Source organism: Pseudomonas siliginis (assembly GCF_024072275.1).
Taxonomy (GTDB): Bacteria; Pseudomonadota; Gammaproteobacteria; order Pseudomonadales; family Pseudomonadaceae; genus Aquipseudomonas; species Aquipseudomonas siliginis.
Map to the genome: position 1 here is coordinate 2,739,422 of NZ_CP099598.1, position 20,056 is coordinate 2,759,477.

Genomic DNA, 20,056 nt, shown 5'->3' on the forward strand with positions numbered 1-20,056 from the left:
GCCTAGCTTTTTGATTTTCGGGAGAGCTGTTCGCCCGGGTCGACAGCCATGGGCCGCATGTCCACCTCTTAATACCGCCTACAGAGAGGAATTGATCATGAGTCGCCTCAGTTGGTTTCAAACTTCACATGGTGCAGCCAAGTCGCTTGAAATTAATGACCCCGCCATGATCTACATACGGGAGATGCTGGAGCATGCCGACCGCCCCTACGACTTGCTTCCACCTCACCTCAAAACACCAGCGTTCTTCTACAGCTACAGGTAACAACCAAGTCTACTTTGGGGGCTATAGCATTTGAGACTGGCGGGATACTGATTGATCGGGGCCTGGCGGGATGGAGCGAGGGACGGGCGTAAGGGCAGCTGCTGGTGGCAGATGACGAAGCAGGTGGATGCTTTTCCATCAACGGCGGCGGCTTGGGTGATGATGTGGGAGCGGTGTACTACTAGGCGCCCGATATTCTGCAGTGGGAGCCATTGGGCATCGATTATACCGCCTTCTTGGAATGAGCTGTGAGCAATCGTACGGCGGCCTACTAAGAGGGCCTACGTTGGTAATCCTGGCGCAACGACATTCAGTGAGTGGGCGGAGATCAATGCGTGTCTTTCTACCCATTCCTATGGACACGAGGGGCTGAGTGGCAATAAGCGCGCAGGTTGTCAGCATGGCTGAATAGTATGATTTGAATTGCACATTAGCCGGCCAGTTGTACGCCCCGCCATCACTCCTAATTAAATTAAGCAGGCCGGCAGCGAGTCAAAGTGCGCTGGTTACGCACAGACATTTCAAAGTTGAAGCATTCACTGGACTCTTACTGAGACACTGACCACCTGCTTACGTCAGACTGACACTCCGGATAGTACGTCTGAACAATACAACACCGAGCCTTCGTTCGAGGTTTCTCTCTACCTAGCTTACAGCAGGGGGAGCCCCCCCCCAATGGTGGGATGCCCAAGTGCAGCTGCGCTGCTTTGCTACCTCTAAGAATTTAACCAAGACCATCAAGCTGATCTTGGCGCATAAGTCCTCCGACCTTTTGTAATTTTGTTGGCAGCAATTGTTACGAAATTGCTCTACCTGCCTAGGAACACCGCAACGCAGATCATGGGTTGATTAGTACAAAGATCCACTCGGGAGAGAAGGCGGACAAGCGAGGAAAAGGACCACTGGATTTCGTTTTTATCAATAAAGTCGCGAGCACTGGTCTAACACAGACTGCCCCTCGGATTTTGCTGCAAAATTGAAACAAAAAATTTTGGTTCGCGGGCACGGGAATCGCACTTAGCTCGTTTTGCTGATGACTTCAGCCTGTCATTAGATGCGAAGGTTAAAGAGCGACAAGAAGTGGCGTGCCGCTTTGCACATCGGACATAGCTTGGAGGGGAGAGCTCTCTGAGTCCTAATGCTTCGCTAAGGGAAATACGTGACGTACTCCCCACGCCAATTTGAGCTACACGCACCCGATCCATTTCCGGTCAAATGTAAAGAGATTGAATAAGGCGTATTCAAAGTCTAGTTGCAGCAGAAACACGGTGTTCTGCCGCGTAGCTGCTTTACTTGAAAATTATGCTGCCTGCGAGGGCCTAGGAATGAATCGAAACGACTTGCGTCGCGTGGACATGAATCTTCTGGTTATTTTCGAAACCTTAATGTTCGAAAGGAACTTGACTCGGGCTGGGGAGAAACTGTTCTTAGGCCAACCCGCCGTCAGTGCCGCTTTAGCGCGGTTGCGCGACTTGTTCGACGATCCCTTGCTAGTACGCAACGGTCGTACCTTAGAGCCGACCCAGCGAGCGCTGGCAATTCTTAAAGAGTTGCGACCAGCCATGGACACCATCTCCGGAGCTGTCAGCCGAGCTAAGGATTTTGACCCATCCACCAGCCGGGACGTATTCCGAATCGGCCTTTCCGACGATGCCGAATTCGGCCTATTTCCACCATTGATCAATCAACTTCGCGAAGAGGCGCAAAAGGTTATCGTAGTGGTACGGCGGGTTAACTTTCTGCTGATGTCGACCATGCTTGCCTCCGGAGAGATTTCCGTCGGAGTCAGTTACACCACCGAGTTGCCGGCCAACGCCAAGCGCAAGAAGCTGCGGGATCTGCGCGTCAAGATACTGCGCGGCGATAATCGTCCTGGCCCCCTGACCTTGGATGAGTATTGCGAACGACCTCACGCCCTGGTGTCGTTTTCCGGGGATTTGACCGGTGCCATCGATACCGACCTGGCACGCATCGGCCGCTCGCGGCGAGTGATGCTGGCGGTACCCCAGTTCTCAGGACTGCGTGCCTTATTAGCGGGCACGGAAATGCTAGCCGCAGTGCCGGACTACGCGGCGTGCGCGCTGATCGATGGCAGCAGCCAGTTGCGTGCTGATGACCCGCCCTTTGACATCGTGCCGTCGGAGTTGTCGATGGTCTGGAGCGGGGTCAACGATAACGATCCGGCAGAGCGTTGGTTGCGCTCATTAATTGCCCAACACATGGCGACCCCTCTGCCGGTGTATTGAGCGAATTGAAATTTGGATCGGTCTCGCGCAGGAATATCGGCATGTCTGTCATTGGCGGAATGGCCGGAATGTCGAAATACATCTGGATAACCCACCCACGGTGATAGCTGGCGTGGTTGACCACATGCATCAGCATTGCTCCGGCACTCATGGTGCCGCGTTCCCCAGACACAAACGTGAACTCGACGAGTCTATCCAGCGATGCCTCGCTCTGCCGGGCGCTCCAGTCGCTGTACCAGTGATCGATCTCCTTTTGTGCCAAGCGCAAATCAGCGAGTTCGGGATGCAGCAGATCATGTGAAGTTTCGAAGCCGTGCCCCCGGCCTTCGAGGTGAGCCTGCCAAATGCAGTCCGCGACGTAAATGTGATTCAAAGTGCCGATTACGTTTTTGAACACCGACACTCGCTCTTTGCTGACTTCGCCAGGAGGCAGTGCGGCCAGGCTGTCAAAGAGGCGCTGATCGGCCCAGCATTTGTAATCGGCAAGCATGCGGGCTGTGCGTACGTTGATCATGAGATTTCCCCAATTTAAATGGGCGTAATGCCAAGCATAGCCCTCACAACGAGCGGCATCGAAGACGCTGATTATCGGTCGGCAAGCGCCAGGGAGCCAATTGGGCTAGGAGACTCGAAGCCGGAAAGCGTAAAGGCGCTGCCTGCCCCCCTCAGTCTTTGCTGATCAGGGAGCCTACCAGAGTTATACGACGAAGCTGGATCAGTTGTGGAGGGTGAGCGCCAGGTAGCGGCGACGGGATGGGCCTCTGCCGCCTGAAAAACGAGCCGTCTTGAACGGCTGCTTATGGCCGAAAGCGGTCTACTGAGCATTCAATGCTGCCGTCGCGCTGTGCTTAGTTTTGTTGAGCACTTAACGGTGTCAGAAGGGTAGGGTTGCGGAAATGCCCGAAAAGATGCGGAAACGATCCGTAGACAGAGGAGCCAATTTCCTGAATGCCAGAAACGACAAAGCCCTGCATAATCAGGGCTTTGTCGTACATAAGATGGCGGAGGCGATGGGATTCGAACTCATGGACCTGTTACAGTCGACGGTTTTCAAGACCTTTAATAATTCGACTAATTTCAATGAGTTATGAGCCGTAGTGTTCCGCTTTGATTTCCTGCAATGTTCCTCAGAACGGCCGCTAACGGCCAAAAGCAGTCGTTCACGGGAGGCAGCTATCGACCCACAGCAGTAATCTGAACCGCATTGATCTAAAGCAATGCCTCCTGCCCATCCTAAAATCGTGATGGCAGTTCATTTCCGGCCAGGGCATCCGAAAAGACCTCATCTGGATCTGCCTCACACCAATATCTGAAAAGTAGGCGAGGCTCAATATTTCTGAAATATTGATCCACGATGCTCTCGGGGCGCACGACCCATTTAGGATCTGGCCATTGCTGGGCTAAAACACCTAATGGTTCGCCAGATGAATAAACAACCCAAGTGGCCTTGCCTCCACTGATACGAGGTAGGTAGTCCATATCTTGTATCACTTCGATCAAGATGCGCAGTGTTGCTGATTGATCGAGTGAGATCGATATTGCATGACTTTCCAGATCATCTCCCGCATGAACGCTATCTCGATCAATGGCAACTACCAACATGACTGCTCCTTTTAGTGGTGTGCTTTCACCAGATCGATCAGCGTAGAGACATCAGCGGCTAACTGTCGAGTGCGCTTCTAGCCGAAACCTGCCGTACCAGGCCACCGCTTTCGGCCAAAAGCGGACGCTCGACCACGTCCGTTTACGACCCAGTCTTTCGATTTCGTGACCGAGTGGAATTGGTAAATTGTAGCCGAGTTGTTGGCAATTAGCCTGATCAAGTAAAATAGAATTCTTGGATGCTGACCAATGTCGCCTAATGAGGGCCTTAAAGGTGATGAACGATAATGAAGAAGGTTGAGGTCATCAGAACTTAATTTCAGAACGCCGATAAAGATTTGACAGAAACGATCCTCGCGAATAGCTAAATGGGGAGTATACCCGCCGAAGCTTAAGCTCTCGACACTCTAAGGCTGAAGGGAGCAGTATTGGGGCCTGTACCGGGTCAATCTGCCCACTTTGCATCTAATCAAACAATTAGATACAATAGCGGACGTACTGTTAGTTACATATACCAAGCATCGGGATATTAATTGGGTCTGGTTGTAGCGAGCACGCCTAGCATGGACTTACCCGCGTAGCGCTTTTCAACGACTTCACCTATTTTTTCCTTTCCCAAACCAATGAGTGCACCGCTAGCAGCGCCTGCTAGCGCAACTGTAGGAACACCTACTGCAAGGAGAGGGGAGAGCAAGGGAAGCATGACTGCCGATGCTACCAAGCCCGCGCCTATGACGCCACCTGTAAGGACAGCTGCTTTCTTCGGTGCGTATTTTAACTCAATATCCTTAAGACTCTTTTGTTGTCGTTGTACAAGCGAAGCGAGGCCGTGGCTGACCTCTCTGATCATCTCATTCGTATCAATGGGGCCTGTGGACGCCAGTTGGCTTGTGTATTTATTGAGTTCTTCCCGGAGCCACCGGTGTTCGTTATTCGAGATTAGCTGGACAAGAGTTGTTACTGGGATATTAGCCAGCCAGGATAGGCTGTCATCCTGGACTGCATGGAGCGTCTGAAGTGCCTGATCAGAGATCACACTCTGTGAGCGGAGATCTCTTGCATTTGCTTGGGCGATTTTCTCAAAATAGTGCCAGTGAACAGGCTGCGAAAGAAGTGCTTGCGCCCCGAGTTCGTTTGAGTTTTCAAACAAATGGTACTGAGGTCGTAATCTTTCCAACACGCCATTGAGAAGCAGTGGGCCGGTGGGCATGCGTTTCATTTGATCTAAATAACGGGACGAGCGTTTCCCCTCAAGCGCTTTGAGATACTGGCTCGCCGCTTCGATTGCACTAAGTTGAATGCCGGGCTCCCCTCCTGGCGGGACGAATAAGCCTGACGGCATCAGCGCATCAAGAAATGCAGATTCTTGTGTACTTGAATAATCGAAGAGCTCCTCCAGTGATTGGATCTCTCCGTCGCAAATCGGGGAGATCAGACGAATCGCCAATTGTTGAAGCCCCAACTTGGTATGTGCATCATTCTCTTCCAATGGCTGCTCAAAGCTGGGGAAAATAAAAACCGCTGGCACGGGAAGCTGTGCATCCACTAATGGACGCAGCTGCAGTATATTAAAAAGCTCAATGGCAAGTTGCAAAGGCGCAGCGTTTAAGTTTAGTTCTGAGCTTATGAATGGATATATAGGGTCTGGAATTAGTTGTGTGTCTGCGTAAAGGCCAGTTATGCGAACAGCATTGAGTGCGGATGGACCAAAATGCCGTTGGCCGCCAGTAACCAATCTCATACCACCTAGATTTTTTGCCCGTTGGTAAATATTTATCGAGTGGCGATTATAAAATTCACCTAACTCATCTGTTGCTTGATTTACAGAATTGGCGAACACGTCTGGCTGAAGTTCAATACGACGCATTATCCGTTGTTTGATCTCCTCCACGCTTCTCACGAGATCGACCGCACGACCTGTCAATGCAGAAAATAGCGCGCTGAAATGTACAAATAACTCAATTTGAGTTTCACTCATGGCAGTTGATAGCTGATCGGTTTTCTCCTTCGATTGTTCTTCTCCCTGTATCGACAGCGCTTCACCAGCGCTCGTCGCCATGAGTACAGTTTGTCTGGACATACCTTTGGTATCTACCAATCCAATAGCCGTCAGTGGTGCAGCTAATAGCTCATCTGCATGGGATTGTAGCGCTGGCGGAAACTTCAGTTTCCCCTCTCTCATTGCCTTCCATGCATCCAGAAGTCGCTGTGCAGTATAGGAGTCGTCGTCAAAACTATTCATAATTCTTCTCAAATAACATTTAGGCTATTTAAACAGGAACGATTGTTCGACGATATAACATCTTTGACAGCTAGATGCTACTCATTTGCGGCGGGCCTGTTAATGAGTCGATCTGGTCGATTGCAGCACTTCATGAGAAGCAGCAATCAGCCAAAAGCGGCGTACCGTTGAACGCAGCTCCTACCCCGTTGGAGCACCACCAGATTTATACAGCCGTTAGCTCCACGACGGCTAGTCGCGGTGCTACTCTACCTTAAGCTCTGGCATCCTGCGTAGCATGCGCACAGATGCAAACCAGTAGCGAGCCAACATGCTAAACAGGACGACTCCTTTATTGCCAAACGCCATCTTGAAAAACGGAAGTTCAACCATGAATGAAGAGTGGATTCTCCAAACCAAGGAAACTCGCAGAGCATTTTATAACGCGACATGGGTTCCTTTGAGAGCCTCTGTAGAAGACAAGAAAGGTGAAGTGAAAGAGGTAGATCATGTCAGTGAGTATTTCGGTTGTGGCTCTGTTGCATTCCCACCAGAACATCGAGCCCTCGTGGAAGAACGTCTTGGTTGGAGCAACATAGGAATAGGGCACACCGTTGCCCCGTATGCGTACGAAGATGGATATTATTCCTCAATCGATCAATATCAGTACAATGACAAAGAGCCAATAGGTTTTAACCTGGTTTACGTGCAGCCCCAACCCGTCATAGGTGGCAACAAATGGATATTGAGCCCGGATCTCATCGTTGCGCTTCGCCTCATCAAAGAAGGTGATAACTGGGTTAGACCTGAAGAAAACTTCGTAGTAGTAGCTCGCGAAACCTTCGACGCGAACGGCGAATATTGTCTTATTGAAATAAAAAGGGAGTTTCTAATTGATTATTTAGCAGCGAGAAATTTGTCGCTCCGCCTGTCGTATTATCGACAGAGGGTGGAAAATGTCGCCGCATTGCAGAATAGCCCTTATTCAAATTTTCAAACACGGAGCGAGGAAAGAGATGAAGGCAGGTTCGAGCTAATCGTTAGGGATCTCAATGACGTGTTCGGGGGAAGTTGGGCGATGTTTCGTGCTTGGAGGACGGATGTCGATGAGGATGAAGACGCTCCGGTGATGGGGCTTGAAAATGATACCAACACAGACCATGAAAGCTCCAATGGTAAACGTGGAGGCTATGCAGGTGTTCGGGTCGAGAGTAAATTTTGGCGGGAGGAGTGGGTCGACCACCAATCAAAAAGCCAGCGCGTTCGCGGAGATATTGATCAGAACCTCCCTCAATTCATCGTGGAAACTGATGGAACTCGAATGCCGTCACGGGCACTCAGGAACGAGGACATCGGTCGTTGGTTATGGTTTCGGCCGAGCGTTGTCACTGAGCTTCTGAATAATCGCGCCTTTAAGTTGACTTGGTACACTGCCGAAACTGGGGCAATTCAGTCCACATCAGGGTATAAAACTCACTTCGGGATCAATAGCTCTGACCTGATTACTGTCTACGCCTATGACGTCGCACGCTTGGCCTCCTGGGAACAGCATGTTTGGGCAGCACATAACACTGCTCCAGAAGGGAAAGTTTCAAGTGAGTTGCTAGAATCGCAGGTGAAGGCAAAACCAGCATCTACAAATGCGGTAGAAGAACTATTCTTTGGAAGTATGAGGCTTCTAGAAGATGGGTTTCGGGAAAAATACAACATATCCTTATTCACCCATGACATTGATGACGCTGAGGCAGGACAGCAAATATCTAGATTTGCGAGCAAGGATAGACCAACCCTACTCAGATTGGCCAAAGACATTATTCGAGTATTCTCGGACAGACTCAACGTGCGCGAACTACGTAAGCTTTCTACACACGCGGATAAAGATAAGCTTGGCTCGAATAAATTGCTACAAAGTATCCTGGCCCAGAGTATTGGAATCGATGGAGCCCAGCAGGTGTTTGCTGAAATTGCCGGTGCTTATGATATGCGATTGGGAGATGCGCACCCTACTGGTTCGAAGGTTATAGATGCGATCAAGCTCGCGGGCATCAATGAAGATAACTCGCCCTTACGGCAAGGGGAGCAGCTAATTCACAACGTTGGGCGGTCGATTTGGTATACCGGAAAATTCTTGTTTGGCGAGCCGTCCAGTCTAGACGAGTAGTAGTTAAGCGATCATGGGACGAATATTTTCCCATATCAGCTCGCCCGGCACTCGTCCGCTAAGCCGCTCGCCGGTTTAACGCAGCGGCGTAGCGCAGCACATCAAGGCCAAAGGTCATGAAGCGACCTGATTTAGCTTCCCCACTTTCCCATTGCCTTGATTCTGAGCCTACTGCCCCTCCAGCTCCCTAACATGCTCCACCAGCTGCGAGTTTATGATCGTCCGCTTCTGGCCGTTAGCTGCCGATCCTGACTGTTCGCTTACGGGAAAATGCAGACGCTGATTAAAGTCCGCGAACGACCCGAAGCTGCCTTCTCGATAGCTTCTCCGATGCCGGTACACCTACGCCAGCCAATTACTGACGAGGGGCATCGCCTCAATCGATTTGGATCGCTGAACAGATGGGGCATACCAACGGCAACATGATCCGTCAGCATTATGGAACGTGGATCAATGAGGATGGGCCAGTCGTGGTGGGAATGCTACAGCTGGCTCTAAAGCTTTCGCCGGTCACAGTTCTACACTGAAACCCGAAAGCCCCATGGCCTCGGCAAAGCGGCCCACGGCCGTCAGGCTTGACCAAGTGCGCAACGGCTCACGCCTCGAACGCACCGGTATTAGGCACGTGGTGGGACCGCCCAGGCGGATAGACAGGGTCCATTTTCCGTCGTCGCTGGCAACGCGGCCCACTATTGCATCCCGAACGGAGTGTTGGCTGACCAGGGCTTTCAGCGTCTCTGACTGGATAGCCTCGCCGATTATCCTTTCAGCACCACCATACGCGCTACCGCGACCCGATCGAAGTGTACATACAGCGCCTCGATCGTACTGTCGTTGAATGCCCCGGATGCCTCCAGCCCTTCGATCAAACTTTCCGCTCGGTCGAGCAAGACGCGCACAGTGGCGTCGTCCTCAGCGCGCTCAATACAACCCAAATGCTTCTCCACGCATTGGCGAGCCTGCGTAGGAAGATTGATACCTTTCAATTGCGTAGTCGTGGGGGTGCCCATGGGTCGATTCCTTTCTGAATGGGTTTTAGTGCTTAAAACCACTGTAGGGGGCATCGGCATACCGGTCTAGGAGGTTGTGGTTTCCGCCGGTAAACAAAAGGCCCCCACACCTGCCTCAGGTGTGGGGGCCTTTTGAACATAAGCGGCGTTATTCGTAAAGCTTACGCCTTGCGCACCAACTGGCACTGGGTCAGCTTGCCCGGCGGATCATTGCGCGTCAGGGTCAGGCCGTCCAGCCTGCCAGCCGCCTCACCGTTATAATGGAATACGTCGCCTTCGATTGCTCCCGCCTCCCAATCGCCCTCGAAATAGCGGCCTTGGCGAATCTCCCCTAACTTGATGCCTTCCGGGTCATACAGGTCATATTGGCCTTGAGGGTCGTATTGCTCACTCATAAGTAACACTCCTTGTGATGGTGGCTCATTGTAAGCACAGCGGCCGCTGGGGTGGGGGTTCCTTTCACACGCTGTTAAAGCTCATGCACAGTTGCGTTCCTGCTAAGGCTTTCTCTTTCCAGCCTATCAAGATCAGCTATGACATCCTTCAGGTTTTGATCCCTATTCCACTCACCTGGTAGAGGCACATCAGTAGGAAGTCCTGCATGCATACGCAGTTTCTTTATTAGTTCTGACGCTTCTAATCCGAGGACTGCATACCCCCGTCGTCTTGTCCAAAAAAAATCTGCATGATCTGGCGGGTCATAATTGAACTCCTGGATTCCTCGAAGCTTTCCATGGAGCTGGTCTTGCTTATCGGGAATTCGAAGAATCGAGTACATCAACTCCTTGGGTAACAGCTTCCAGTCGACATCAAGCTCCAATGGATTAAATACAGGAGCCACCGTGGTAGTTTCATACTGACCATCTTGACCCGCTGGCTGGCCATGATAGGTACCATCATCTATGCAAACGTCGAAGCACTGCGTTGTAAACCGGTCCAAATGCGAAACGACAATAATCCCGAGGTACGTCGTATTTTGGCCAACCGTGCCCCGCTTGACCCACCACTCTTTCACCAGCACGAATAGGTTGCCAAGCAACACGCCGCTTATGCCTGCTACTGCTGAAATAATTGCTGAAACGTTCCCCGAATCCATGACTGCCCCTCCATGAACGTAGCGAAATAGATGCTGATATTAGACGCAGTAACTACTGACGTGCGGAATAGGAGATCTGGCCGGAAATGACGCTTCGCTTCGGATTCTAAGCGTCAACGGGCGTAGATCGAGACATCTGGGTTACTCATCTCCTCACTCCAGCTTTTCGGATCATAATGGAGCGCCAGTCCCATGGCGGTCCCATGGGGCTGTTTTTGGGACGCCAAAAATCACAAATCCTTGATTCTCCTAGAGAAAGTCGGGGGGGTGTGGTTTTCGGCGTCTGAAAAAAAGGCCATATGGGACTGAGATGGGACTGAGTCGCCATTTTGGTGCGAAAAATGTCGGGTGACTAATCTTCGCCAGCGATCCGGTGAACTAGGCTTCTGCGAACCGAACTCCAAGGAAGGCTGCTATGCCAGATAACTCAGATTCCAACATTGCCACTGCGGATGCACTCACGTTACTACTGCACAACCAGCATGCGCTTGGGGCGGCGATAGAGGAGGTCACCAAGTGGCTTTCGGAGAATGGCGTAGGGACAGTTGCAGAGAACGCGGTCGGGGCCATGGAAACACTGGATGAAAACGCGAAAGCGATTACAGACGCGATTCTGCGACTTCGACAACTCTAGATGGGATTCCATTTCCTATGACAGAAAGCATGCATTACGAACAAGCGTTGAATTACATGGAGCGCATCGTCAATGTGCTTTCCTTGCGAGTTCCTGCGCCCAGATCTGTACCTTTTAAAAAGTCCTTCGTCTATCGCCATGTAGAGAAAACAGTACATCAGGCGTTGGTACAGAAGCTTGCGCGGCTGGTGAGTAGTCTCCACGCCGCAAGGTTGCTGTTGGACGCGGGGTTTGTTCAAGAACAGGCTTCTCTACAACGTATTCTCGATGAGATCACCGAAGACATTTCGTTCTTGGCTCTCTCCGTAATAAACGGAGAGTCTATTCCCATACATGAGCAATACCTGGAGAATTTCTTTCAAGAAGAATTTGATCCCGACGCAGAGTCTGTTTCATCGACAGACAGGGGAATGGTCCCCCGGAAAAAAATTCGTGCGTATGTGGATCGGTGCGTGAGTGGCCCAAAAGGTTGCAGCAAGCACTTGGAGACTGTCAGAACGCTCAGTAAAGCTTATTCGGGTTACATCCACGCAGCTTCACCCCAGATCATGGATATGTATGGGGGAGCATCGCGCGGATTTTTTATGCGAGGCATGCACGGGACTACGAGGCAAGCTGAGCATCGTGCTGACTTTTGGAATTATATGTATCGTGGCCTCATGGCCTGCGGCTTCTCAGCGATGGCATTCGGTGATCACGAGTTATTCAATTCAATTCGCGATTATGAGGCTAGCTTTCAGAAGGCTACAGGCACCAACTTCCAGTCCAGTGATTGGTCAACGCTGCCTTGACGACGGGTACGTTGAATTTCAGCTTATGTTCACTCGGCCCCCACACCTGGACCAGGCGTGGGGGCCTTTGTTGCGGCCACGGCAACCAGTCACCCCGATGCTGGTCTGTCATTCCTTTGCTGTCTGGCTACTGACGTGCATCTGAGTTGTCTTAAAATGCGTGACCCTGCAGCCCAATTTCTTTCCGCAATTTATTTTTAGGGTGCTGGTTTTGCTGTCTTTGAACGGAGAGAAAATTTCTGTGATGCGGAAAAAAACTGATCGTAAGCTATTGAATTAAAGGTAAAAAATTGTGGACTTAAAATCCCCCGCTCGTAAGGGCGTGCCGGTTCGATTCCGGCTTCGGGCACCATCTTAAATCAAGGGTTTGCGGGCGAAAGCTGATGCAAACCCTTGTTTGTTTCTGGTCCGCTATTTTGAACTTGGTCCGCAATTCACTTGGTAGGCATGACCTTTTTGCCTTTTCGATTGCGGATGTACTGCTCGGTCATAACCACCGTCGTATGCCCAAGTTGATCTCTGGCTTGCAAGATATCGCCACTGGATTCAGCCTTATGGTCAGTACCAATGGAAGCCAGAAGAAGAGGGTGCAGCCGATTGCGCACTTGGTGATCATGGCGACAGCTCCAATTCTGCTGGCGCTGTTGCGGCCAGGGTTTGGACGGTCAAGGCGTACACGTCCGGGGGCTGCTTGTCGAAGGCCGGCAGATGTTCAGTTTCGATCCAGGTACCGCGCACGGCGCCCTCTGCCGGCCATGCCGGTTTGCTTCCCGGTGCCTGCGTCCACGCGCTGACGCCGATGCCGTGGCTGGCGATCTGTTTGGCGGTGATGAAGCCTTGGCGCCGGAGCTGGGCCAGCACCTTCAACGCTGACTCTTTCCACGGTGTCAGGCGCACAGGGGATGGCACGCCAGCCGGCACCTGGCAGCGCTCAGGCGGGTTCCAGTCGAACATGTACCAGTCGTAGAAAGGCTTGTGCCCGCTTACCTCCAGCAGAGAATGGTAGAGGCTGAAGGTCAGGCAGTTGCCTTGTCGGGTCCAGCTCTGTCTCGGCACCATCACTCTGACGCCGAGGTGTTCCAGCATCTTCACGATGCCTTTGCTGGCATCGGTGATTTTGCTCACGATCACCAGCCGATAATCTGGGCCGGCGCGCCCGTAAAGGTCGTCGCCGCGACAGGGCAGGATCTGGCCGGCAACTTTGGCGTTCAACTGCATCTTGGCCTCGACGCCGAGGGGAGTGCATTCGGGTGGTGTCGGGGGAGGATGACTAAATCGCTAAAGGAACCAGCGAGCTTGGCCGATACGTCTTGGCATCAATGCCAAATAATTGAGATCTGGAGATCTGAATGTTTCTGAGTAAAGTTCGCAGCGCGACAGCCATCGCGGTGATTGCCCTCGCTTATGCTGTCCCAGCTTCGGCTACCACCGACGTTGTCGCAGACCACAACACTGCGGTTATGGCTGTCGCATCCACCCAGGCGTGCGCAAAGAAACATCCAGAAGCAGGTATCACTCTAGAAAAATTCCTGACGGAGCAGAAAGAGGGCATGACTGACGAGATGGCGCAACACATCCGTGATGTTGCTACAAATCCTCGGTACGAAATGGAAGTGAAGCAGTCGACTGAATTTTTCAATTCCAAAGGCGGCCAGGATTTGCTGGAAAGCCTCTGCGGTGGATTGATTACTGCTAAGTAATTGCCTCGCTTTCTTACTTTGCTGAGAGCGATGCCTGATGCATGTCGGCGGTTACAGGCCGCTGTCTTTCCGCATCGGGGTGTGATCTGGCCGGGGCTCAACCGGCATTCGGCGGAAGGGGTAGCCCTGAAGGCGACCGGTTGGCACATCCGCTGCCCCAGACTTAGCCTCAGATCACACCCCGATGCGCTCTCATAGAGAGGATCGGGCAGCAGCCTTGCAATCAGCCGCCGTCATTCGATGGCCGTCTTCGCACTCAACTACGCGCACGCCGCTGGTGAGTCCACGTTCAGCGTTGAGCCTGTTCGCCTCTCGGATGCAGGCGTTCAAGTCGGCGTCGGCGAAGTCCTGCTGCTCTCCGCGCAGGGTGATGTGGATGATTTTGTTCATTGTCTTGCCCTCGGTTGTTTTCCCAATGCCCCCGTCACCAGGTGCATCACTGAAAAATTCCGTGTTTCTCCGCACCCGCTCACCAGGTCATTCACTCAGTTCGGTCAACACCTCGTCCGCCGTCGCAGTGGGCTGCGCGTGGGCAGGCTTTCGGGCCTGTCGGATCGCCGGTCGCCGGTCGCCGGTAGAGGCAAGTGCCGTTTTGTTCATCGGTTTACTGACCTCCCACCGATGGAGCCGGGAGTGACCTAACCGGACTGGCCGGGTGGTGGTTCATGGCGCGGGTTTTTAAAGAGCGGCGGGTCTGTCGACCCTGGCGCCGGATTGCTTTGGCGTTGAGGCAAGCTACAACAAAAATTGTAATATGCAGGCGTGAGTTGTAATTGGTTTTGCATTTATGCATGGAAGGATTTCCTGCAGGCGTAAAAAAGCCCGCGCTTGGCGGGCTTTGTAGGGCACTAGATTATTTTGCGCGAGAGGCCCATCGGGTATGTGTCCAGTAAGTAGATCGGCTTAGGCCGGGCGCTTTCGAATACTCGGCCCCGTTCTTCAGTTCGATCTCCATTCGGTCATCGCGCATTTGTACAACCGTCCACGAGGTATTTTGGCTGATATCCATCTGCTCAAAGCATAATCCGCGCGTGACCATAACAGCGCTCAACGCATAATCGCCATGTGTGTAGCTGGAATACGCTCGATCAAAATCGTCAGGAGTGATGCAGCCGAAAGCCTCTATGTCGAGATGAATTAGATCTTTCGCCTTCAGCTTATAGGCGACAGATTTTTGCTGAACAGGAACCGCTGAGCTAGCGGAGGTCTCGCGGTAGACGAATGCACAAAGGGTCACGCAAACCAGGAAGGCACACAGAATCACTGTCCAGTGAGTGCCTAAAATTTTCAGAAGAGGTTTCTCGTCGGGCCGCGAGTGGCAAACACCACCCTCCACTGCCTGCGAAGGAACATCAGCACCGCAGTGCTTACACTTGATGGCCTCGGCTTTGATCGTTTCTGCGCAATAGGGGCAGGCTTTTACCGCTTCTTCCATGTTGAAGCCTCTGAATTCAATTCGCGCGGGAGTACATCGCCCACCAAAAAACATGTCCAAGAATCGCTATCTGCTGCTCCTGGATTTGCTCGAAGGTGTAGTTCTCGTCCGGATGTTCGTCGTGGTTGAAGCTGCGAAGCTTGATGCCCGTCGGAGTCCGGTAAACCTGCTTCACACGAAGCTGACCCTTATGGTTCACCGCATACATCTCGCCATCGACGATATCGCCGAGCGAGTTTTTGCCCATGTTGACGCCCACTGTGGCGCCATCCCGCAGCACCGGCATCATGCTGTTGCCGCTCACCGTCACGCACTTGGCGTTGCTGAATTGAACGCCGTTGTTGCGTAAATCCTTCTTGAAGAAGCGAAGCCTTGCACTGTCGCTTTCTTCTATCGCGAATCGCCCAGTGCCCGCCGCCAGTTCGACTTCCTTGAGGAAGGGGACGTAGACCTCGTCGTCGCCAGGTGGCGTCTCGTCATCCCACGTTTCGATTGAGCCCAATGAAGTGTCGGCAGTGCGGCTCTGACTTTCGAGCGGGCCAGCCTCGCCCATCAGATAGGCGACCGAAACTCCAAGCACGTCGCTCAGCATTTTGATCTTCGGGTTTCTCGGGACAGTTCGCCCGGATTCCCAGGCTTGGACGGATTGCGGGCTCACATCGAGCTTTCGCGCCAGCTCGGACTGATTTAGCCCAGCAGCCTCGCGGGCCGCAGCGATTCGGGAGGAGGTAATAGTCATGGCAGCGAGAATACAACTCGAACTTGTAGCTAGCATTGCAATTATAAATTGTAGTTTCGATTTAAAATCTGTAACTGTGCGTTGTAATTACCAGTTTAACGAGGACGCTATGGAACAGAACGCACATCGGGAGGTGGTTCTGATGCGCATAAAGCTATCATCTAGCAGAATGGATGCCAGTCTTGAGGTCGTGCGTGCTGGTGATGTTCTAACCGTGAATGGTGAAGTCTTCAATTGTAAAACGTGGGCGAAGGCGACACCTTGCCTAGTGCCGCGATCAAATCGTCATGGTTTGCAGGCGATGTCAGCCGCGTCGACGGGGAGCTTGAGCTTACTCTGATCCTTCCGCTCCCGATCTATTACAGCCCAGATCAGGCATTCCCGTCACCGCTTGAGGATGTGCGTGACGGCGTAATTCCCTTGCCCATGCCTCTGCCAGAGCCAGGAGAACAAGCATGAACATCGACTGGACTCAACTGATCACCAAGGCCATGAAGGACGCCGCCATTCAGGCCGCTGAACTGGCAGCCGCGAAGACATTGCTCGCCTCACGAAATGCACAGGCGATCGCCCAGATCTCGCGAATACAAGACCGCATCGATACGATCAATTTCGGCATTGAGATCGGTGAAGCCGCTGCAGAAGACGAGGCCGAGCAGGCCGCACTGACGCTGAACCTGAAAGCGTGGAAGAGCTATAAGTTTGCACTGGGCAAGGTCACTGTGCAGCCGACCTGGTGTCAGGCGCCGATATGGCCGATCGAACCGCCCATCCCGGAAATCATTGCTGCGCCGCTGCTGAGTGAGTCGAATGAGCTCTAAAAGGATCGAATGCCGATACACGAAATGAGCGAATTTGGGTGCGTTAATAAACGCTGTTCATTAATCATCTGAAGTTTATGCTGGTCCTGCGGAGCGCCGGCATACTTGCCGCCGCCCCTTAAGGGATACCGTTCACGGACTAAGCAAGTACAGGCTCCCGAGTGCTGGCTTTGGAAGCTAGATATCTTTTGGACTTCTCAATGCCTCGCTTCCGGAGTGGCGTTTCGATAAGCCGGTAGTTCAGCTCAGCGAAGACTGCGATTAGGATAATAGCGGTTACGCAAAATCTAATGTTGTAATGAGAGTTGAACTCGAATCCTACCCCTTCAATTCGCGACCAGATTTCTCTGGTCAGCCAAAATGACGGGTTGTGAACAAGATATATTGCAAAAGATCGCGCGCCGACATATGCCAAGATACTTCTGATTTTCCCTTCTGGGAATAAGTATCCGCCTTGATATGATCCCAGCCAGACGGTGATCGTGCAAAGCAAAGTAACCATTGTGAAAACGAAGGGAATTACGCCTCCATTAGACGGAGTCACCAAAATCGCGCCTATCAAGGCGCTTGATTCTGGCGCGGGACTTAAAATCCCCCGCTCGTAAGGGCGTGCCGGTTCGATTCCGGCTTCGGGCACCATAAATATCAAGGGCTTGCATGACATATGTCATGCAAGCCCTTATTTTTTGTGCCGTGGAAATGTTTTCCACGCTCCTGACTGGCCATTCCGTCGCCGTCTGGTGCCTGAAGTTCGACTCCTTTCTTCAGCGTCGACTGCATCCATCAGCGAGTAAGCGTTTCCGGCGCTACCACCCATACGCTACAGGGCATTTTGTACAACAGATGCTCGACCGTGCTGCCAACCAGTCTGCCTATTCCTCGATGAGTGACGCGGCCCATTACGATCACATCGATGTCGTAAGCATCGGCATAGCTGGAAAGCACCTTGGCGGGATCGCCCACAATCATGTGCTGGTTTTCTGCCGGAATGTTGTTGCGTGCAGCCAGCGCCTGGAAAGCTTCGCCTTGGGCGTCGAACAGTTTCTTGGCTGCGCTGGAAGAAAAGATCGCGGACGCGTTATTGAAGCCGAATTCGGCAGCGCTGATCGATGACAGGTCATGAGCATAAATTACGTCCAGGCTGCCATTGCAGATACCGGCCAGTCTTGCTGCTTCGCGCAGGATCCGGTCGTTGAGGCCCTGGTATTGGCCATCACGATGGAAGGGGTCGACCGCCGCGACGATTCGGCGTGGCAGTGCGTTTTGAGCGTGGCTGACAAAATGCAGCGGCACCGGGCATTCGCGCAACAGGTGGATGTCCAGCGGGGTGAACATCAGTCGCGACAGAACTGATTCGTGCTCCAGAGCCTTTACAAGGGCGGCCATCGGCTGTTCCTTCAAATGGATGAGGATCTCCTTCAAAGGATTGTCCACCCAGACGACCTCGGTGGTGACGGTCACTCCGATCTTGCGCAGCGGCCGGGCCTGGTCTTCGAGCCATTGATGATGGCGTTCGACATAGCCCAGACGCATCTGCTCCAGGGCTTGCTCGTTGACCATTCCTGCGGTCGCCAGGCCCTCCAGATAATCAAACGCGACAATATGCAGTGCGGCATCCGACGCTTTGGCCAGTGCGGCGGCGCGGTCGAATGCGGGACTGTTTTTCATCAGCGGCGACACGACCAGCATGAAACGCGATTGCTCAGACATGACAGAACTCCCGAGGTAGTCACCCAAGCATTGCGCTGCATGCCTGGAGTGAGTAGTGGCGCATGCGCTTATCCTGGAGCGAGCCAGCAGGGCGGGGTTGATATTTATCAACCAGACATCAGCGCGTGGTCGTGAGCGGATGTACGGTCGAGCAAGACCACTGATCCTCGGATAGTTGACCATTATCAACTACGACCCTGTCGCCGCGGCTCAAGCTCTGCTCTGCACTCACCTGTCGGCGGAGGGAAAGCCATCATGGCCACCATGAAAGCCGCAATATTCGTTGAAAAAAACCGCATCGTGCTCGATGACAAGCCGATTCCCGAGGTCGGGCCGCTGGATGCGTTGATCCGCGTGACCACCACCACCATTTGCGGCACCGACGTACATATCCTGCGCGGCGAATATCCAGTGGCCAAAGGGCTGACCATCGGGCACGAACCGGTCGGCATCATTGAGCGATTGGGCTCGCAAGTACGCGGTTTTATCGAAGGGCAGCGGGTGATCGCCGGTGCCATCACCCCAAGCGGGCACAGTTACGCGTGCCTGTGTGGCTGCGGCTCGCAGGACGGCCCCGACACCCGGCACGGCTTCAAGGCCATTGGCGGCTGGAAGTTTGGCAACACGATCGACGGTTGCCAGGCCGAGTACGTATTGGTGCCGGATGCACAGGCCAACCTGTGCCCGATCCCCGATGAGTTGAGCGATGAACAGGTCCTGATGTGCCCGGACATCATGTCCACCGGGTTCTCGGGGGCGGAGCGGGGCGAGATCGCCATCGGCGACGCTGTCGCAGTATTTGCATTGGGTCCCATCGGCCTCTGCGCCGTGGCCGGAGCGCGCCTGAAGGGCGCCACCACGATTATCGGTGTCGACGCGGTGCCCGAACGCATGGCCATGGCGCGCCAACTGGGCGCGACCCATACCGTCAATTTCAAGGACGGCAATGTGGTGGAGCAGATCATGGCGTTGACCGATGGCCGTGGCGTGGATGTGTCCATCGAAGCGCTGGGCACCCAAGGCACGTTCGAGTCGGCATTGCGGGTGCTGCGCCCGGGTGGGCGCTTGTCCAGCCTCGGGGTGTATTCCAGCGATCTGCACATCCCGCTCGGCGCGTTTGCCGCCGGACTGGGCGATTACAGCATCGTTTCCACCCTGTGCCCCGGCGGCAAGGAGCGCATGCGGCGCCTGATGGCGGTGGTGCAGAGCGGCGCCGTCGATCTGTCACCGCTGGTGACTCACCGTTTCAGACTGGACGACATCGAGCAGGCGTATGAGTTGTTCGCTCATCAACGCGACGGGGTCATGAAAGTCGCAATCACTCCTTGAAAGCCATTGGCAGGCCGCTGAAGCGAGGGTTTCCATGAACATCAAGATCACTGAAAAACACGCTCCCCATGGCTGGGTCGTGCACATGGATGACTGGGATGTGGGCTTCAGGAGCCTTAAGGCTGCGCAGGAATTTGTCGAGGTGCTTGAGGCCCGTATCAACGCTCCTCATGAGTGGCCGAATGCGTTTGCCCAGCCGTTGCCAGCGAGGCCGGCAACGGCTCGCCGCATCAGCGCAAGTGCTGAATGCTCGCCATAAGCCAAGTGCAGAGCAGGGTGCGCAAACCCTGCGGGAC

20 protein-coding genes and 3 pseudogenes are annotated in these 20,056 nt (G+C 53.3%); 11 read left to right on the forward strand and 12 right to left on the reverse strand.

Translation table 11 applies throughout. From position 1 onward, the window contains the following. Window positions 1–97: 97 nt before the first annotated feature. From NF676_RS12770 to NF676_RS12780, 3 genes and pseudogenes are all read left to right on the forward strand, one after another. Window positions 98–265, forward strand: a complete 168-nt coding sequence (locus NF676_RS12770; protein WP_155400930.1) for a hypothetical protein — start codon at window positions 98–100, stop codon at window positions 263–265. A gap of 11 nt (window positions 266–276) precedes the next feature. Next, window positions 277–450, forward strand: a pseudogene (locus NF676_RS12775) (DUF2625 family protein); the annotation flags it as partial. A gap of 1,140 nt (window positions 451–1,590) precedes the next feature. After that, complete coding sequence (locus tag NF676_RS12780) at window positions 1,591–2,511, forward strand: LysR substrate-binding domain-containing protein (protein WP_252887834.1); 921 nt, start codon at window positions 1,591–1,593, stop codon at window positions 2,509–2,511. Here NF676_RS12780 and NF676_RS12785 read toward each other — a convergent pair. The 3 genes from NF676_RS12785 to NF676_RS12795 form a co-directional block, all read right to left on the reverse strand. Further along, complete coding sequence (locus NF676_RS12785; RefSeq protein WP_252887835.1) at window positions 2,432–3,025, reverse strand: DinB family protein; 594 nt, start codon at window positions 3,023–3,025, stop codon at window positions 2,432–2,434. The two genes, NF676_RS12780 and NF676_RS12785, sit on opposite strands and share 80 nt — an antisense overlap. A 719-nt stretch (window positions 3,026–3,744) precedes the next feature. Beyond that, window positions 3,745–4,113, reverse strand: a complete 369-nt coding sequence (locus tag NF676_RS12790) for a hypothetical protein (protein ID WP_252887836.1) — start codon at window positions 4,111–4,113, stop codon at window positions 3,745–3,747. A 529-nt stretch (window positions 4,114–4,642) separates the two neighbouring features. Further along, a complete protein-coding gene (locus NF676_RS12795; protein ID WP_252887837.1) occupies window positions 4,643–6,355 on the reverse strand; it encodes a hypothetical protein in 1,713 nt (570 codons plus the stop codon). A 370-nt stretch (window positions 6,356–6,725) separates the two neighbouring features. Here NF676_RS12795 and NF676_RS12800 point away from each other — a divergent pair, with 370 nt between their 5' ends. Then, window positions 6,726–8,495 carry a hypothetical protein gene (locus NF676_RS12800; protein WP_252887838.1) on the forward strand — a complete coding sequence of 590 codons (1,770 nt, stop codon included), beginning with the start codon at window positions 6,726–6,728 and terminating at the stop codon, window positions 8,493–8,495. 328 nt (window positions 8,496–8,823) lie between these two features. Beyond that, window positions 8,824–9,022: pseudogene (locus tag NF676_RS12805) on the forward strand (site-specific integrase); the annotation flags it as partial. 231 nt (window positions 9,023–9,253) lie between these two features. Here NF676_RS12805 and NF676_RS12815 read toward each other — a convergent pair. The 3 genes from NF676_RS12815 to NF676_RS12825 form a co-directional block, all read right to left on the reverse strand. Further along, window positions 9,254–9,505: a hypothetical protein gene (locus NF676_RS12815; RefSeq protein WP_252887839.1), complete on the reverse strand. Its 252-nt coding sequence runs from the start codon at window positions 9,503–9,505 to the stop codon at window positions 9,254–9,256. 161 nt (window positions 9,506–9,666) lie between these two features. Continuing rightward, window positions 9,667–9,900 carry a hypothetical protein gene (locus NF676_RS12820; RefSeq protein WP_252887840.1) on the reverse strand — a complete coding sequence of 78 codons (234 nt, stop codon included), beginning with the start codon at window positions 9,898–9,900 and terminating at the stop codon, window positions 9,667–9,669. 74 nt (window positions 9,901–9,974) lie between these two features. After that, the gene (locus tag NF676_RS12825; RefSeq protein ID WP_252887841.1) at window positions 9,975–10,601 is read right to left on the reverse strand and encodes a hypothetical protein; all 627 of its coding nucleotides are present in this window, start codon (window positions 10,599–10,601) and stop codon (window positions 9,975–9,977) included. A 415-nt stretch (window positions 10,602–11,016) separates the two neighbouring features. Between NF676_RS12825 and NF676_RS12830 the strand changes: the two genes are divergently transcribed. Beyond that, complete coding sequence (locus NF676_RS12830; RefSeq protein ID WP_252887842.1) at window positions 11,017–11,235, forward strand: hypothetical protein; 219 nt, start codon at window positions 11,017–11,019, stop codon at window positions 11,233–11,235. A gap of 29 nt (window positions 11,236–11,264) precedes the next feature. Further along, window positions 11,265–12,026 carry a hypothetical protein gene (locus tag NF676_RS12835; RefSeq protein WP_252887843.1) on the forward strand — a complete coding sequence of 254 codons (762 nt, stop codon included), beginning with the start codon at window positions 11,265–11,267 and terminating at the stop codon, window positions 12,024–12,026. Between the two features lie 434 nt (window positions 12,027–12,460). Here the strand turns inward: NF676_RS12835 and NF676_RS27635 are convergent. After that, a pseudogene (locus NF676_RS27635) lies at window positions 12,461–12,607 on the reverse strand (integrase); the annotation flags it as partial. A 31-nt stretch (window positions 12,608–12,638) separates the two neighbouring features. After that, complete coding sequence (locus NF676_RS12840) at window positions 12,639–13,244, reverse strand: hypothetical protein (RefSeq protein ID WP_252887844.1); 606 nt, start codon at window positions 13,242–13,244, stop codon at window positions 12,639–12,641. Between the two features lie 131 nt (window positions 13,245–13,375). On the opposite strand from NF676_RS12840, the gene NF676_RS12845 reads away from it, so the two are divergent. Then, window positions 13,376–13,726, forward strand: a complete 351-nt coding sequence (locus tag NF676_RS12845) for a hypothetical protein (RefSeq protein WP_252887845.1) — start codon at window positions 13,376–13,378, stop codon at window positions 13,724–13,726. 192 nt (window positions 13,727–13,918) lie between these two features. On the opposite strand, the gene NF676_RS12850 is transcribed toward NF676_RS12845, so the two are convergent. The 3 genes from NF676_RS12850 to NF676_RS12860 form a co-directional block, all read right to left on the reverse strand. Continuing rightward, a complete protein-coding gene (locus NF676_RS12850; protein ID WP_252887846.1) occupies window positions 13,919–14,116 on the reverse strand; it encodes a hypothetical protein in 198 nt (65 codons plus the stop codon). Between the two features lie 463 nt (window positions 14,117–14,579). Then, the gene (locus tag NF676_RS12855; RefSeq protein WP_041478741.1) at window positions 14,580–15,161 is read right to left on the reverse strand and encodes a hypothetical protein; all 582 of its coding nucleotides are present in this window, start codon (window positions 15,159–15,161) and stop codon (window positions 14,580–14,582) included. Window positions 15,162–15,177: 16 nt separating this feature from the next. Further along, a complete protein-coding gene (locus NF676_RS12860; RefSeq protein ID WP_041478742.1) occupies window positions 15,178–15,900 on the reverse strand; it encodes an XRE family transcriptional regulator in 723 nt (240 codons plus the stop codon). A 455-nt stretch (window positions 15,901–16,355) separates the two neighbouring features. Between NF676_RS12860 and NF676_RS12865 the strand changes: the two genes are divergently transcribed. After that, window positions 16,356–16,721, forward strand: coding sequence for a phage tail protein (locus tag NF676_RS12865; RefSeq protein WP_252887847.1), 366 nt, complete (start codon window positions 16,356–16,358; stop codon window positions 16,719–16,721). Window positions 16,722–17,504: 783 nt separating this feature from the next. On the opposite strand, the gene NF676_RS12870 is transcribed toward NF676_RS12865, so the two are convergent. Then, entirely contained in the window at window positions 17,505–18,431 is a 927-nt protein-coding gene (locus NF676_RS12870) for a universal stress protein (RefSeq protein WP_252878069.1), read from the reverse strand. A 255-nt stretch (window positions 18,432–18,686) separates the two neighbouring features. Here NF676_RS12870 and NF676_RS12875 point away from each other — a divergent pair, with 255 nt between their 5' ends. Next, on the forward strand, window positions 18,687–19,760 hold the full coding sequence (locus tag NF676_RS12875) for an NAD(P)-dependent alcohol dehydrogenase (protein ID WP_252887848.1): 1,074 nt from the start codon (window positions 18,687–18,689) through the stop codon (window positions 19,758–19,760). Between the two features lie 34 nt (window positions 19,761–19,794). Further along, window positions 19,795–20,019 carry a hypothetical protein gene (locus NF676_RS12880; protein ID WP_236168978.1) on the forward strand — a complete coding sequence of 75 codons (225 nt, stop codon included), beginning with the start codon at window positions 19,795–19,797 and terminating at the stop codon, window positions 20,017–20,019. Window positions 20,020–20,056 lie beyond the last annotated feature (37 nt).